The sequence below is a fragment of the Streptomyces sp. CA-249302 genome (assembly GCF_050936785.1).
In the GTDB taxonomy this organism is placed as follows: Bacteria; Actinomycetota; Actinomycetes; order Streptomycetales; family Streptomycetaceae; genus Streptomyces.
Genome location: NZ_JBNJMG010000001.1, coordinates 8,231,647 through 8,245,119 on the forward strand (window position 1 = coordinate 8,231,647; position 13,473 = coordinate 8,245,119).

The following is a 13,473-nucleotide window of genomic DNA, read 5'->3' on the forward strand; positions in this document are numbered from 1 at the left end:
AGGTCGTCGGCATCACTGCTGGTCACCATCGGTGCGCAGTTTGAATCGCTGAAGTTTCCCGGTCGCGGTGCGCGGCAGCGCGTCGAGGAAGACGATCTCGCGCGGGCATTTGTAGGGCGCCAGTTCGGACTTGACGAAGGTGCGCAGGGTTTCCGCGTCCCGTACGGCACCTTCCTTGAGCACCACATGGGCGACGACCACATGTCCGCGGGCCTCGTCGGGCCGCCCCACGACCGCCGCCTCGGCCACGTCCGGGTGGCGCAGCAGCGCGTCCTCGACCTCCGGTCCGGCGATGTTGTACCCGGCCGAGATGATCATGTCGTCGGCGCGGGCGACGTAACGGAAGTAGCCGTCGGGTTCGCGGACGTAGGTGTCGCCGGTGACGTTCCAGCCACTGCGGACGTAGTCGTGCTGGCGCGGATCGGCGAGGTAGCGGCAGCCGACCGGCCCGCGTACGGCGAGCAGCCCCGGCTCCCCGTCGGCCACCGGCTCCCCGTCGGCGTCCTGCACGCGCGCGTGCCACCCGGGTACGGGCACCCCGGTCGTCCCGGGCCGTATGTGCTCGTCCGCGGCCGAGATGAAGATGTGCAGCAGCTCGGTCGCGCCGATGCCGTTGATGATGCGCAGGCCGGTGCGCTCCTGCCAGGCCTGCCAGGTGGCGGCGGGCAGGTTCTCGCCGGCGGAGACGCAGCGGCGCAGCGAGGAGATGTCGTACGCGTCCAGCTCGTCGAGCATCGCGCGGTAGCCGGTCGGCGCGGTGAAGACGACCGAGGCGCGGTGCTCGGCGACGGCCGCCAACAGCTGTTTGGGATGGGCCTGTTCGAGCAGCAGCGCGCTGGCGCCGGCCCGCATCGGGAAGACCACGAGGCCGCCGAGGCCGAAGGTGAAGCCGAGGGGCGGGCTGCCGGCGAAGACGTCGTCCACATGTGGTTGCAGCACATGCCTGGAGAAGGTGTCGGCTATCGCGAGCACATCCCGGTGGAAGTGCATGCACCCTTTCGGGCGGCCGGTGGTGCCCGAGGTGAACGCGATCAGCGCCACGTCGTCGGCCGCGGTCTCCACGGCGGGGTACGGGGTGTCGGGCCCCGGGCGGTGCAGGAGGTCGTCGGGGGCGTCGCCGCCGAAGGTCGCTATGCGGAGGCCGGGGATCTCGGCCTTGGCGAGGTCGTCGACGGAACGTATGTCGCAGAGGGCGTGCCGGATCAGTGCTATGTCACATACCACTGCCAGCTCGTGCGGCCGCTGCTGCGCCAGCACCGTCACCGCCACGCCCCCCGCCTTCAGCACCGCCAGCCAGCAGGCCGCCAGCCACGGCGTCGTCGGCCCGCGCAGCAGGACCCGATTCCCCGGGACCACACCGAGGTCCCCGGTGAGGATGTGCGCGAGCCGGTCCACCCGGGCCCGCAGCTCGCCGTACGTCCACGACGGTCCCGCGGGTGTGTGGAACACCGGGCGGTCGGGGTCCTGGCCCGTCAGCAGCTCGGCGGCGCAGTTCACCCGATCGGGGTACTGGAGCTCGGGCAGCTCGAAACGCAGCTCCGGCCAGTCCTCGGGCGGCGGGAGGTGGTCGCGCGCGAAGGTGTCGACGTGGGCCGAGACGTTCATGACGATGCGCCCCCTTGCCTGCCTTATGGGCGTGATGGTGGGCTCGCGGAATGAGCGTATCGTGTTGGTGACGACAGTCAACGGTGCGCGATACCGTCGGGGGAGACGCGGCGGAGAGGGGACCGGTGATGCCCGCATTCTCGCTCGAACCGGAACAGATCGCCTGGTGCGGCGAGCTGCGCGCGACGGCCGCGGAGCGGCTGCGCCCGCTGGCCGAGAAGGGCGAGCCGGGCCACGTCAACCGCCCGCTCGTCGCCGAGCTCGGCCAACTGGGGCTCCTGGAAAGGCTGTTCACCTCGGGCGCCCTCGACCTCTGCCTGATGCGGGAGTCCCTGGCGTACGCCTGCACGGAGGCGGAGACGGCCCTCGCCCTGCAGGGACTCGGCGCGCACCCGGTGCACGCCTACGGCACCCCGGCCCAGCGCGACCACTGGCTGCCCCGGGTCACGGCCGGCACGGCGGTGGCGGCGTTCGCACTCAGCGAGCCGGGCGCGGGCTCGGACGCGGCGGCACTGGCCCTGCGGGCGGAACCCGAGGCAGCCCGCCCGGACGCCGAACCGGCCGCCGCACCTCTCGCGACCACCCCTGACGGCGCACACTCCGCCGCCCCCCTCACCGCCACCCCCGACGGCCCCGCCCGCTACCGCCTCACCGGCGAGAAGTGCTGGATCTCCAACGCCCCCGAAGCCGACTTCTACACCGTCTTCGCCCGCACCGCCCCCGCCGCCGGAGCCCGTGGTGTCACCGCCTTCCTCGTGCCCGCCGACCGTCCCGGTCTCACCGGCACCCCCCTCGACATGCTCTCCCCGCACCCCATCGGCGCCCTCGACTTCGACGCCGTACCCGTCACCGCCGACGACGTGCTCGGTGAGGTCGACCGGGGCTTCCGGGTGGCGATGGGGACCCTCAACCTCTTCCGGCCCAGCGTCGGCGCCTTCGCGGTCGGCATGGCGCAGGCCGCGCTCGACGCGACCCTCGCTCACACGGCCGGGCGGGACGCGTTCGGCGCCAAGCTGAAGGATCTTCAGTCGGTCGCCCACCAGGTCGCCGAGCTGGCCCTGCGCACCGACGCGGCCCGCCTGATGGTCTACGCGGCGGCGACGGCGTACGACGAAGGCGCTTGCGATGTCCCCAAGCGCGCGGCGATGGCGAAGCTGCTCGCGACCGAGACCGCGCAGTATGTCGTGGATACGGCCGTCCAGTTGCACGGCGCCCGCGCCCTGCGCCGGGGTCATCTCCTCGAACACCTCTATCGCGAGGTGCGCGCCCCACGTATCTACGAGGGCGCGAGCGAGGTCCAACGCGGCATAATCGCCAAGGAGTTGTACAAGGAGTTGTACAAGGAGTCGCACGCGAACCCGGAGGCCGCCCGATGAGTACCGAGCGCGTCAACCCGCCCGGACTTGCGCCGCCCACGGGCTTCTCGCACGCGGTCGTCGCCACCGGCACCCGCGTGGTCTTCCTGGCCGGCCAGACCGCTCTGGACGCCGACGGAAAGGTGGTCGGCGACACCCTGGCCGAGCAGTTCGAGAAGGCTCTCGGCAATCTGCTGGCCGCGCTCAACGCCTGCGGGGGCACTCCCGCCGACCTCGCCCGGGTCACCGTCTATGCCACGGACGTCGCCGCCTATCGGGTCCACGCCCCCGAACTCGGCCGTATCTGGCGGGAGTCGGCGGGCCGGGACTATCCGGCGATGGCGGTCGTCGAGGTCGTACGACTCTGGGACGACCAGGCGCTGGTGGAGCTGGACGGTTTCGCGGTGCTGCCCTGAACCCCTGCCGGGCCGCACCGCGTGCGTCGGTTCAGGCCGCCATCGTCAGGCGCTCGACCGGCGCCCGGTGCGGCGCGACGATCCGGCCGTCGGCCGTCAGTTCGCCGCAGTCGTCGAAGACGATCGCGCCGTCGCACAGCAGGCTCCACCCCTGCTCGGGGTGGGCCGCCACGATGTGCGCGGCGCGGCTGTCGGAGGAAGGGCACGAAGGCTGGTGGGAACACATGGCGCACCTCCACATAGGCCGGGATCCCTCCGTCGGGGTCCCGATATACAGACCATGCTCCCGGTGCGAACTCATCGGAACGGCCCGAGGGGAAGCGTGACAACACGCGGACAACACCCGGACGGTTCCACGACCGTCGGTGCGGACTCGCCACCGAAGGAGTGACGATCACGGCCCCGGGCCCGTGCACCCGGTACCAGTGGAAGCCCACCCCCCCAGGAGGTCTTCCATGTCCCTGCGTTCCGCCCTCGGTGCCGCCGCCCTGCTCCTGCTGGCCGCCGCCGTCCCCGCCACCCCCGCGACCGCGGACCCGTACGAGACGGTGACCGTCGACCCGACCGGCTCCATCGCCCCCGACGGCACGGTCACCCTCTCCGGCACCTACCGCTGTCTCGGCAGCACGGGCCCGGTCTTCGTCAGTTCGTCCGTGAGCCAGAGCGAACCGAACGTCCGCCACGGCATCGGCGGCACCCGTGCCCTGTGCGACGGCACGGAGCACCGCTGGGAGAACACCGGCACGCCCTCGCCGAAGACCCTGGAGCCGGGCAGCGCCAACGTCGAGGCCACGATCATGGAGCTGCACCCGCAGGGCGGCCTGCCGCTGCCCCGCTTCCACGCCGCCGAGCGCCAGGACGTCACGCTGACCCAGAGCTGACCGGGGGGCCGACCCCTCGCGCCCGGCCCGCTCCCTCGCCGTACGGTCCTGACACTCCACTGATATGTCGCGTTCCGACAAGATATTGTGTCAGTAGGCTCGATGGCGGCGGCGAGGGGAGTGGGCGGGCATGGCGAAGGACGCGTCCCCGCGGCCGGTGGTGAGCCGGCGCCGGGAGGTCGGGGACACCAGCGCGCGGTCCCTGCTGATGACCGTGCTCGGCGAGTACGTACTGCCGCGCGGCCGCCCGGTGTGGACGTCGGCGCTGGTCGAGTCCCTTGCGTTGTTCGGCGTAGAGGAGAAGTCGGCGCGGCAGGCGCTCGCGCGCACCGCGGCCGAGGGCTGGCTGGCCTCGGAGCGGGTCGGCCGCCGGGTGCGCTGGGCGCTCACCCCGCCGGGGCGGCGGCTGCTCACCGAGGGCGCGCAGCGGATATACGACTTCGGCAGCGGCGAGCGCAGCTGGGACGGCACCTGGCTGGTCGTCCTCGTCTCGGTCCCGGAGACCAAGCGCGACCTGCGCCACCGCGTGCGCACCCGGCTCAGCTGGGCCGGCTTCGGCTCCCCGGAACCCGGCGTCTGGATCACCCCCCACGCCGACCGCGAGACGGAGGCGCTCGCCGTCCTCAAGGAACTCCAACTGGCCGACGGCGCCATGTCGTTCACCGCGACCTACGGCGCCCTCGGCAGCGAGGCGGCCATGGTGGCCCGCGCCTGGGACCTGAGCGAGGTGGAGGCGCGGTACGAGGCCTTCATCGACGAGTTCACCGGCCTGCACCCGGCCGACGGCGACGCCGCCCTGCACGCCCTGACCCTCCTCGTCCACGAGTGGCGCCGCTTCCCCTTCCTCGACCCCCGCCTCCCGCCCAAGCTGCTCCCCACGGGCTGGAGCGGCGCCAAGGCCACCGCCCTCTTCCACGGCAGGCACGCGGAGTGGAGCGGGGCGGGGGAGCGACGGTGGGAGGAGCTGGCGGCCTAGGAGTGCCGGGCTCCTAGACGTTCAGCGCGGGAAAGACCTTCGCCGCGTTCCCCGACAGCACACCCCGCAGGGTCTCCGCCGGCAGCCCCAGCTCCCGTATCGCACGCACGTTGTTGTCCGTCCCGGGCACGCCCGGCCAGTCCGTCCCGAAGATCCAGCGGCCCGCCAGCCGCGCGAGGTCGAACCGGGCGTAGTACTCCGGCAGTTTGCGTGGTGGCAGCCCGGCGAGGTCCAGCCAGACGTTCGACTTGGCCAGTGCCAGGAAGGCCGCGGTGTCGTACCACCAGCCCCGCCCGCCGTGCGCGAACACGAACTGCACGTCCGGGAAGTCCTCCACCGCGTCGAGCAGCAGCTGCGGATCCCCGAACCGGGCCCGCGCGCCCGGGAAACTCGACGTACCGGAGTGCACGACCACCGGCACCCCGCGCTCGGCGCACAGCGCGTAGAGCGGGTACAGCTCCTTGTCGGCCGGGTCGAAACCGCCGTGCACGGGATGGAGTTTGACCGCCACCGCGCCCAGATCCAGCTGGCGTTCGGCCTCCGCGGCGACCGGGTGGTGCAGGTGCGGGTTGACGTTGGCCACCAGCAGGAAGCGGACCGGGTTGTGCTCGACGATCGGCAGCAGGTCCTCGATCGGCTGGATACCGGTGGCGCGCGGGCTGTACTCGCAGAACAGCAGCGCCCGGTCCACACCTTCCGACTCCAGCAGCGCGTCGAGGCGTTCGGGCACGGGATCGCCCTGCTCGTCGTAGGCGTCCCGCCACGGATGCCCGCGACCGAAGGTCTGCGCCCACTCGAACCAGGCCGGCTTGAGCGTGGACAGCCGCGGTACGTGGACGTGCGCGTCCACCACGGTCTCGCCGTCGATCAAGGCGCCTCCTCGGAGCCGACGATCTCCCTCAGCACGTTACGCCGGATCTTCCCCGTCGGCGTCCGCGGCAACTCGCTCAGCCCGACGACCGCACGCGGCCGTTTGAACGCGGCCAGCCCCTCCCGGCACCAGGCCACCAGCGCCTCCGCGTCCACCTCGTGCCCGGGCTTCGGCACCACGCACGCGACCGGCTTGTCGAGCCCGTCCGCGTCCCGCGCCCCGACCACCGCGACCTCGGCGACGTCCGGATGCGCCAGCAGCCGCTCCTCCACCTCGGCGGGCGAGACCCAGATGCCGCCCGCCTTGAGCAGGTCGTTGGTACGGCCCATACAGGTGTACGTGCCGTCCGCGTTACGGACGTAGGTGTCACCCGTGCGCACCCAGTCCCCGAGGAACACCTGTCGGCTGGTCTCCGCCCGGCACCAGTACCCGACGGCGGCCGACTCCCCGCGCACGTACAGCTCACCGGGCACGCCCTCGTCCTCGACCAACTGCCCGTCCCTGTCCCGCAGTTCGACGTCGTACCCCGGAACGGGCTCGCCGGAGGAACCCGGATGCACCCGGCCCTGCCGGTTGGAGACGAAGATGTGCAGCATCTCGGTCGACCCGATCCCGTCGAGCACCTCCACGCCGAACCGCTCCAGCATCCCCCGCTGGATCCGCGCCGGCAGCGCCTCACCGGCCGAGACACCGACCCGTACGCTCGCGAAGGCGTCGTCGGGGATGTCGAGGCCCGCGAGCAGCGCGCCCAGGAACCCGGGCACGCCGTACAGGACGGTGGCCCGGTCGGCCGCCGCCCGCTTGGCGAACAGCGCGGGCGAGGGCCGGGCCGGCTCCAGCAGCGCCGTCGCGCCCACCGCCAGCGGGAAGAACATCGAGTTGCCGAGCCCGTACGCGAAGAACAGCTTGGCGACGGACAGACAGCGGTCCTCCGGCCCGATCCCGAGCACCCCCTGCCCGTAGTTCTCGGCCACGAACCGGATGTCCGAGTGCCGGTGCATCGCCGCCTTGGGCGTGCCGGTCGTCCCCGACGTGTACAGCCACAGCGCGGGGGAGTCCGGCCAGGTGGGATACGGCTCCTCGTCCGCGCCCGCGTCCACCAACTCCCGCCAGCCGCAGCCCCGGACCCGCGCGGGCAGCCCGGTGGTGCCGCCCGCCGCGCCGGCCATGACGACGTGCTCGGCCTCCGGCGCCTCCTGGAGCGCCGCCCGCACCAGCGGGGCGAAGTCCGCCGATCCCAGCACCACTCTGCTACGGCAGTCCGCCACCAGCCTGCCCAGCTCCGGCCCGGTGAGCATGGTGGACGCGGGCACCGCCACCGCGCCGATGCGGAAGGCGGCCAGGATGCCGGTGAACAGCTCGATGTCGTCCGCCATGCAGAACAGGACGCGTTCCTCCGGCCGTACGCCCAGGGCGCGCAGTCCGGCGGCCACCCGGCGGACCTCGCCGGACAGCTCCTCGTAGGTCAGCGACCGGGTGGGCGTGACGACGGCGGTGCGCCCGCCGGCACCCGCTCTCACCTGCCGGTCGACCAGCCAGTCCGCCGCGTTGAACAGCTCGGGCATCAGGGCCGCCTCACACCAGTCGGACGTACTCGTAGTCGAACGGCTTGCCGTTGATCCCGTTGACCGGCGGCGCGACCCAGCTCGCGATCCTCCCGCGCTCGTAGACCGGCTGCATCAACGACCGTACGAACGCCAGGTCCTCGGCTGTCGGCAGCCAGTGGCGCCGGCTCGCCTCCCAGGTCTCCTCGTCGACGATCGTGCCGTCGGGGGTGACGTGGTGGCCGGCGGCGAGGCCGACCTGGCGGTTGAAGCCGGGGTGCGGGAGCTCGAGGCGGAAGTCGACGCCGTGCTCGTCCAGGATGCGGTTCCAGCGCTTGACGCCGGTCCGGCAGTCGGCGATGTACTCGTCGCGCAGGTCCAGGTTGAGGGCGAGCAGCGCGGACACCTCGTCGACCGCCCAGCTGCCGTCGCTGCCGGGCTTGTCCAACAGCACGCCGTCCTCGGTGAGTCGGTGGTCGTCCGCGCGCCGCTCCTCCTGCCAGCGGCCCTTGAGTCCGGCCGTGTAGTAGTTCGCCGCGTTCGTCGACGTCTCGCTGCCGAACAGGTCCAGGGACACCGTGTAGTGGAAGTTGATGTACTTCTGGATGATGTCGAGCGGGATGCCGCCGCACGCGGCGATGTCCAAGGTGTCGTGCTCGCGCACGAGTTGGGCGCTCCTGGTCACCACCCGGTCGACACCCGTCGTACCGACCATCATGTGGTGCGCCTCCTCCTTCAGCATGAAGGTGCAGGTGCGTGACAGCGGATCGAAGGCGCTCTCCTTCAGCGAGCCGAGCTGGTACTTGCCGTCCCGGTCGGTGAAGTACGTGAACATGTAGAAGGCCAGCCAGTCGGCGGTCTCCTCGTTGAACGCGCCCAGGATGCGCGGCGAGTCGGGGCTGCCGGAGTTGCGGTGGAGAAGCGCTTCGGCTTCCTCGCGGCCCTCCCGGCCGAAGTAGGCGTGCAGGAGGTAGACCATCGCCCAGAGGTGGCGGCCCTCCTCGACGTTGACCTGGAAGAGGTTGCGCAGGTCGTACAGGCTGGGCGCGGAGAGGCCCAGCAGCCGCTGCTGCTCCACCGAGGCCGGCTCGGTGTCGCCCTGGATGACGATCAGCCGTTGCAGGTCGGCGCGGTACTCGCCGGGTACCTGCTGCCAGACCGGCTCGCCCTGGTGCTCGCCGAAGGCGACCCGGCGGTCGGGGGTGGGCTCGGCGAGGAAGATGCCCCAGCGGTAGTCGGGCACGTTGACGTGGTCGAAGTGGGCCCAGCCGTCCCGGCCGACCGACACGGCGGTGCGCAGATAGACGCCGTGGTTCTCCAGCGAGGGGCCCATCTCCCCCCACCAGCCGAGGAACTTGGGCTGCCAGCCCTCCAGCGCGCGTTGCAGCCGGCGGTCGTCGGCGAGGCCGACGTTGTTGGGGATCCTGGCGTCGTAGTCGATGGCCGTGGGCATCGGGTCACACTCGCTTCCGGTCGTAGACCGCCCGCTGCCCGGTCCCGTATCGGCGCAACGCGCCTTCCGGACCACTGGCGCCCGGGCGTATGAAGATCCAGTTCTGCCAGGCGCTGAGACGACCGAAGATCTTGGTCTCCATGGTCTCCGGCCCGACGAAGCGGTGGTTGGCCTCCATCCCGGTCAGCGCGTCGGGGCTGAGCGCGGCCCGGTTCTCCAGGACGATTCGGATCTCGTCCTCCCAGTCGAGGTCGTCGGGCGCGTCGGTGACGAGCCCCAACTCGCGTGCCTGGGCGGCTCCCACGAGATGCCCGGCCTCCCTGCGCAGCCAGTCGAGGTGGTCGTCATGACCGTGGAAACGGGACTGGAGCCGCGAGATCCCGTTGCCCATGGGGAGGAGGCCGAAGTTGGCCTCGGACAGCGCGAGTCGGGCCCGCTCCTCGCTGTCCGGATCCTCGACCGGCGGCCCGTCCAGCATGTACTGCACATCGCAGGCGAGCGCCAGTTCCAGCAGCAGCCCGGCGAAACAACTCCCCGGCTCGATCAGCGCGACGAGACTCCGGCTGGTGACGTCGAGCCGCTTCAGGGTGCGCTTGTAGTAGTGCAGGACCTCGTTCGCGAGCCAGCCGTCCTTCTGGTCCTTCGCCTCCAACAGCTCACGCTCATGGGCCAGTACGAGCGCCGGGTCGCCCTCGGTGCGCAGCACCCAGGTACCCAGCTCGGGTTCGTTCGTCCGCAACCTCAGGATCAGGTCGTCGAGTTCACGGGTGAGCGCGAGCAGCCAGCCGTCCCCGCCGTCCTCGGGGCCTCGTACGGTGATGCGCGCGAGCCCGAGCGCCCGGTCGAACTCGGCCCGCACATACCGGTAGAAGATTCCCGCCTCGCTGATCTCCCTGTGCAGCGGCCCGAGTTGCACACCCTGCACCCCACCCGGACGAGGATTGCGCGCCGCCGCCTCCCGTGCCCGCTGCTCGACCACCGCCCGGAAGTCCCGCCGCGGCACCACCTCGTCCACCAGCCGCCAGTCGACGGCCGTCTTGCCCCGTACCCCGTCACTGCGCGTCGCGAAGACGTCGGCCAGGTCCTTGCGCACCCGGCGCTTGTCGGTCAGCCGGGTCAGGCCGCCGGTGCCGGGCAGCACGCCCAGCAGGGGCACCTCGGGGAGCGCCACCGACGAGGAGTTGTCGTCGATCAGCAGGATCCGGTCGCAGGCCAGCGCGAGCTCGTAACCGCCGCCCGCGCAGGAGCCGTTGACGGCGGCGATGAAGGTGAGCCCGGAGTGCTCGGAGGCGTCCTCCATGCCGTTGCGCGTCTCGTTGGTGAACTTGCAGAAGTTCACCTTCCACCCGTGCGGGGAGGCCGCGAGCATCCGGATGTTGGCCCCCGCGCAGAACACCTTCTCCTTGGCGCTGGTCACCACCACGGCCCGCACCTCGGGATGCTCGAACCGCAGCCGCTGCACGGCGTCGTAGAGCTCGATGTCCACGCCGAGGTCGTAGGAGTTGAGCTTCAGCTCGTACCCCGGCACCAGTCCGCCCTGCTCGTCGACGTCCAGCTCCAGCCAGGCGACCGGCCCGTCCGTACGCAGCCGCCAGTGCCGGTACGTGTCCGGGCTCCGGTCGAAGGAAACCTCCACCATGCCGAGCGCCTCCTCGCGCTGGTACCGATACCTTGATGGTCTACAGGAAGCGGGAAGTGCGTCAAGGTTCTGTAGAAGGTTCTGTAGAAGTTTCTGTCGTACGAAAATGAGCGGCGCGACGCCGGGTTTCGGACTGGGGGTGCGCGGCGGTTGCGCCGATGATGGCCGGGTCGGCGTTCGGACCGTCGCCACGAGCTGGTGACCGCGACCCCTTGGAGCAGCGATGACGGTGAACCGGCTCGGCCTGGTCGTGCACGGCGGGCGCGGCGAGGCGGTGGAGGCGGCCCGGGCCGTCCGCGTCTGGTGCGCGGAGCACGCGGTGCCGTGCACGGACATCGACGTGTGGCACGACCACGGGCGCCGAAACGCCCAGGATGAGGTCGAGGCCGCGGGCGGTCCCGACCTGATCGTGACGCTGGGCGGCGACGGCACCTTCCTGCGCGGCGCCCGGCTGGCCGCGGCCGCCGACGCCCTCGTGCTCGGCATCGACCTGGGCCGGGTCGGCTTCCTGACCGAGGTGCCCGCCGCGGACGTGCGTTCGGCGCTCGACGCGGTGCGGGAGGACCGGCTCAGGATCGACAGTCGCATGCTGCTCACCCTGCGCGCCTCCCGCCGCCTCGAGCTGCCGGAGGACCTGGAGGCCTGGGCTCGGTACGGCCGCGGTCCGCTGCTGCCGCCGCCCCAGGTGCGCCCCGACTGCCAGGTCGACGTCGACTGGGGCATCCCCCTCGAGGTCACGGCCCTCAACGACGTGGTCCTGGAGAAGCTGGCCCGGGACCGTCAGGTGTCCGTCGGGGTCTACGTCTCCGGCCGGCTCCTGGCCTCGTACTCCGCGGACGCCCTGCTGGTGGCCACGCCGACCGGCTCGACGGCCTACAGCTTCGCCGCCGGCGGACCCGTGGTCTCGCCCCGCGCGGAGGCCCTCGTCTTCACGCCGGTCGCCCCGCACATGACCTTCAACCGGTCCGTCGTCACGGCCCCGGACGAGCCCGTCGGGCTGCGGATCCTCGAACGCTCCGGGTCGGCCGCGGTCAGCATCGACGGGCAGCTGCGGGGTGTGCTCGACCCCGGGGACTGGATCGGGGTGTACGCGGCCCCGCGCCGACTGCGCGCGGTCCGGCTCGGCCCGATGGACTTCTACGGCCGCCTGCGCGAACGCATGAACCTGACCGACGCCCCCGCCGCCGTCGCCGACGGATCCCCGGCCCCGCTCTGGTCGGTGACCACGCCACCGCCCGGCGACCTCGCCCACCTGGCCCTGCTGACGGTGCCGGACGGCTCCTCGTCGCCCATTGCGCAATGACGAACGAGCCCCCATCATCAGGACACCATCATCAGGATTCCTGATACTTTAACTTTGTATCGATGGGTGAGCGAGCCATGCCATTCAGCCCCGCAACCAAGGCCAGAGCGATCCAGCTGCTCCTCGGCCGCGTGATCTCCCGCGTGCACAAGGACCTGCGCTTCACCGACATCCCGAAGCGCACCGAGACCCTCCGGGTGGAGACCGGCGCCGGCCCGGTGACCTGCACGGTCTACCGCCCGCCGACGCCCGGCAGCTCTCCCGCTCCGGTGTACGTCAACTTCCACGGCGGCGGCTTCGTGGTGGCCCGCCCCGAGCAGGACGACCACATCTGCCGCTACATCGCCGCCGAGGCGGGCTGCGTCGTGATCAACGTCGACTACGCCGTCGCCCCGCAGCGCCAGTACCCCGTACCGGTCACCCAGGCCTACGACGTCACGACCTGGGTCGCCCGCAACGGCTCCGACCACGACTGGGACGGTTCGCGGATCGCCGTCGGCGGACACAGCGCCGGCGCCAACCTGACCGCCGCGGTCTGCCGCCTGGCACGGGAGAGCGGCGCCTTCTCGCCCCGCCTCCAGATCATCGACTCGGCACCGCTCGACCAGCTCGCCGACCCGGCCACCAAGAACTCCCTCATCGCCAAGCCGCTGCTCACCCCGCAGCTGATGCGGACCTTCACCGCCGCCTACGTCCCCGACCCCGCCGACCGGACCCATCCCCTCGTATCGCCCGGACTCGCCGACGACCTCGCCGGGCTCCCGCCCGCCCTGGTCATCACCGCGGAGAACGACCGCCTGCGCGACGAGGGCGACGCCTACGCCAAGGCCCTGGAGGCCGCGGGCGTCCCGGTCACCCACCGGGTCTTCGAGGGCGTCGACCACTACTTCACCCACGCGGGCCCGGCAACAGCGGGCAAGGAGGCCATCGACCTGATGGCCACGACCCTGCGCACGGCTCTCGCCGCCGAGGATGCCGAGGATGCCGAGGACTAGGCCAGGCTGACGAGGACGCCCAGTGTGAGCAGGGTGAGGGCCTTCGCCGTCTCCGTGGCCACGTAGAAGTGGTGGGCGCTGGAGCGCGGGAGGGTCTCGCCGGCGAGTACGCGGCTGGAACGGCGGTTGAGGCCCGGCCGGATCAGCAGCAGCTGAACCGCGAGCAGCAGCACGGCAGTTGCGGTGACCACGGAGACGGACAGGGGCGGGCCGCCGACCGCCACCGCCGTCAGCAGCACACCGGCGAGCACCGACTCGACGCGGTTGAGCGCCCGGAAGACGATCCGGCCGATGCCGAGCCCGACGGGCGCGGTCACGCCCGGGGCCCGGAACTTCAACGGTGCCTCCAGGAAGGAGATCGCCAGCACCATCCCGAGCCACAGGAAGGTGACCGCGGAGGCGACGGCCGCGGACGCGCTGTTCATGTGCACCCCT

General features: G+C 71.7%; 13 protein-coding genes. 6 read left to right on the top strand and 7 right to left on the bottom strand.

All coding sequences use genetic code 11. The annotated features are described in order from the left end of the window. Positions 1-12: 12 nt before the first annotated feature. On the bottom strand, positions 13-1,605 hold the full coding sequence (locus ACQEWB_RS37345) for an AMP-binding protein (protein WP_432839072.1): 1,593 nt from the start codon (positions 1,603-1,605) through the stop codon (positions 13-15). 128 nt (positions 1,606-1,733) lie between these two features. On the opposite strand from ACQEWB_RS37345, the gene ACQEWB_RS37350 reads away from it, so the two are divergent. Both ACQEWB_RS37350 and ACQEWB_RS37355 read left to right on the top strand, forming a co-directional pair. After that, entirely contained in the window at positions 1,734-2,981 is a 1,248-nt protein-coding gene (locus ACQEWB_RS37350; RefSeq protein ID WP_432839074.1) for an acyl-CoA dehydrogenase family protein, read from the top strand. Beyond that, the gene (locus tag ACQEWB_RS37355; RefSeq protein ID WP_432839076.1) at positions 2,978-3,376 is read left to right on the top strand and encodes a RidA family protein; all 399 of its coding nucleotides are present in this window, start codon (positions 2,978-2,980) and stop codon (positions 3,374-3,376) included. Before ACQEWB_RS37350 ends, ACQEWB_RS37355 begins: the two co-directional genes overlap by 4 nt. Before the next feature lie 31 nt (positions 3,377-3,407). Here the strand turns inward: ACQEWB_RS37355 and ACQEWB_RS37360 are convergent, their stop codons facing one another. Beyond that, complete coding sequence (locus ACQEWB_RS37360; protein ID WP_432839078.1) at positions 3,408-3,602, bottom strand: DUF5999 family protein; 195 nt, start codon at positions 3,600-3,602, stop codon at positions 3,408-3,410. A gap of 229 nt (positions 3,603-3,831) precedes the next feature. On the opposite strand from ACQEWB_RS37360, the gene ACQEWB_RS37365 reads away from it, so the two are divergent. Both ACQEWB_RS37365 and ACQEWB_RS37370 read left to right on the top strand, forming a co-directional pair. Further along, on the top strand, positions 3,832-4,257 hold the full coding sequence (locus ACQEWB_RS37365) for a DUF6299 family protein (protein ID WP_432839080.1): 426 nt from the start codon (positions 3,832-3,834) through the stop codon (positions 4,255-4,257). A gap of 130 nt (positions 4,258-4,387) precedes the next feature. After that, positions 4,388-5,233: a PaaX family transcriptional regulator gene (locus ACQEWB_RS37370; RefSeq protein ID WP_432839082.1), complete on the top strand. Its 846-nt coding sequence runs from the start codon at positions 4,388-4,390 to the stop codon at positions 5,231-5,233. Positions 5,234-5,246: 13 nt separating this feature from the next. On the opposite strand, the gene ACQEWB_RS37375 is transcribed toward ACQEWB_RS37370, so the two are convergent. From ACQEWB_RS37375 to boxC, 4 genes are read right to left on the bottom strand one after another with little or no spacing between them, the layout of a single operon-like run. Beyond that, a complete protein-coding gene (locus tag ACQEWB_RS37375; RefSeq protein ID WP_432839085.1) occupies positions 5,247-6,104 on the bottom strand; it encodes an amidohydrolase family protein in 858 nt (285 codons plus the stop codon). After that, on the bottom strand, positions 6,101-7,669 hold the full coding sequence (locus ACQEWB_RS37380) for a benzoate-CoA ligase family protein (protein ID WP_432839087.1): 1,569 nt from the start codon (positions 7,667-7,669) through the stop codon (positions 6,101-6,103). Before ACQEWB_RS37380 ends, ACQEWB_RS37375 begins: the two co-directional genes overlap by 4 nt. Positions 7,670-7,679: 10 nt before the next feature. Further along, positions 7,680-9,101, bottom strand: coding sequence for a benzoyl-CoA 2,3-epoxidase subunit BoxB (boxB, locus tag ACQEWB_RS37385; RefSeq protein WP_432839089.1), 1,422 nt, complete (start codon positions 9,099-9,101; stop codon positions 7,680-7,682). Between the two features lie 4 nt (positions 9,102-9,105). Next, a complete protein-coding gene (boxC, locus tag ACQEWB_RS37390) occupies positions 9,106-10,740 on the bottom strand; it encodes a 2,3-epoxybenzoyl-CoA dihydrolase (protein ID WP_432839091.1) in 1,635 nt (544 codons plus the stop codon). 223 nt (positions 10,741-10,963) lie between these two features. Here boxC and ACQEWB_RS37395 point away from each other — a divergent pair, with 223 nt between their 5' ends. Next, a complete protein-coding gene (locus ACQEWB_RS37395; protein ID WP_432839093.1) occupies positions 10,964-12,043 on the top strand; it encodes an NAD(+)/NADH kinase in 1,080 nt (359 codons plus the stop codon). 77 nt (positions 12,044-12,120) lie between these two features. Further along, positions 12,121-13,038: an alpha/beta hydrolase gene (locus tag ACQEWB_RS37400; RefSeq protein ID WP_432839095.1), complete on the top strand. Its 918-nt coding sequence runs from the start codon at positions 12,121-12,123 to the stop codon at positions 13,036-13,038. Here ACQEWB_RS37400 and ACQEWB_RS37405 read toward each other — a convergent pair. Continuing rightward, entirely contained in the window at positions 13,035-13,463 is a 429-nt protein-coding gene (locus tag ACQEWB_RS37405) for a hypothetical protein (RefSeq protein ID WP_432839097.1), read from the bottom strand. The genes ACQEWB_RS37400 and ACQEWB_RS37405 overlap by 4 nt on opposite strands. Positions 13,464-13,473: the final 10 nt, after the last annotated feature.

Excerpts from the sequence above, each read along its gene's own strand:
- ACQEWB_RS37345 (WP_432839072.1), bottom strand. The coding sequence starts at position 1,605 with ATGAACGTCTCGGCCCACGTCGACACCTTCGCGCGCGACCACCTCCCG.
- ACQEWB_RS37350 (WP_432839074.1), top strand. The coding sequence starts at position 1,734 with ATGCCCGCATTCTCGCTCGAACCGGAACAGATCGCCTGGTGCGGCGAG.
- ACQEWB_RS37355 (WP_432839076.1), top strand. The coding sequence starts at position 2,978 with ATGAGTACCGAGCGCGTCAACCCGCCCGGACTTGCGCCGCCCACGGGC.
- ACQEWB_RS37360 (WP_432839078.1), bottom strand. The coding sequence starts at position 3,602 with ATGTGTTCCCACCAGCCTTCGTGCCCTTCCTCCGACAGCCGCGCCGCG.
- ACQEWB_RS37365 (WP_432839080.1), top strand. The coding sequence starts at position 3,832 with ATGTCCCTGCGTTCCGCCCTCGGTGCCGCCGCCCTGCTCCTGCTGGCC.
- ACQEWB_RS37370 (WP_432839082.1), top strand. The coding sequence starts at position 4,388 with ATGGCGAAGGACGCGTCCCCGCGGCCGGTGGTGAGCCGGCGCCGGGAG.
- ACQEWB_RS37380 (WP_432839087.1), bottom strand. The coding sequence starts at position 7,669 with ATGCCCGAGCTGTTCAACGCGGCGGACTGGCTGGTCGACCGGCAGGTG.
- boxB (WP_432839089.1), bottom strand. The coding sequence starts at position 9,101 with ATGCCCACGGCCATCGACTACGACGCCAGGATCCCCAACAACGTCGGC.
- boxC (WP_432839091.1), bottom strand. The coding sequence starts at position 10,740 with ATGGTGGAGGTTTCCTTCGACCGGAGCCCGGACACGTACCGGCACTGG.
- ACQEWB_RS37395 (WP_432839093.1), top strand. The coding sequence starts at position 10,964 with ATGACGGTGAACCGGCTCGGCCTGGTCGTGCACGGCGGGCGCGGCGAG.
- ACQEWB_RS37400 (WP_432839095.1), top strand. The coding sequence starts at position 12,121 with ATGCCATTCAGCCCCGCAACCAAGGCCAGAGCGATCCAGCTGCTCCTC.
- ACQEWB_RS37405 (WP_432839097.1), bottom strand. The coding sequence starts at position 13,463 with ATGAACAGCGCGTCCGCGGCCGTCGCCTCCGCGGTCACCTTCCTGTGG.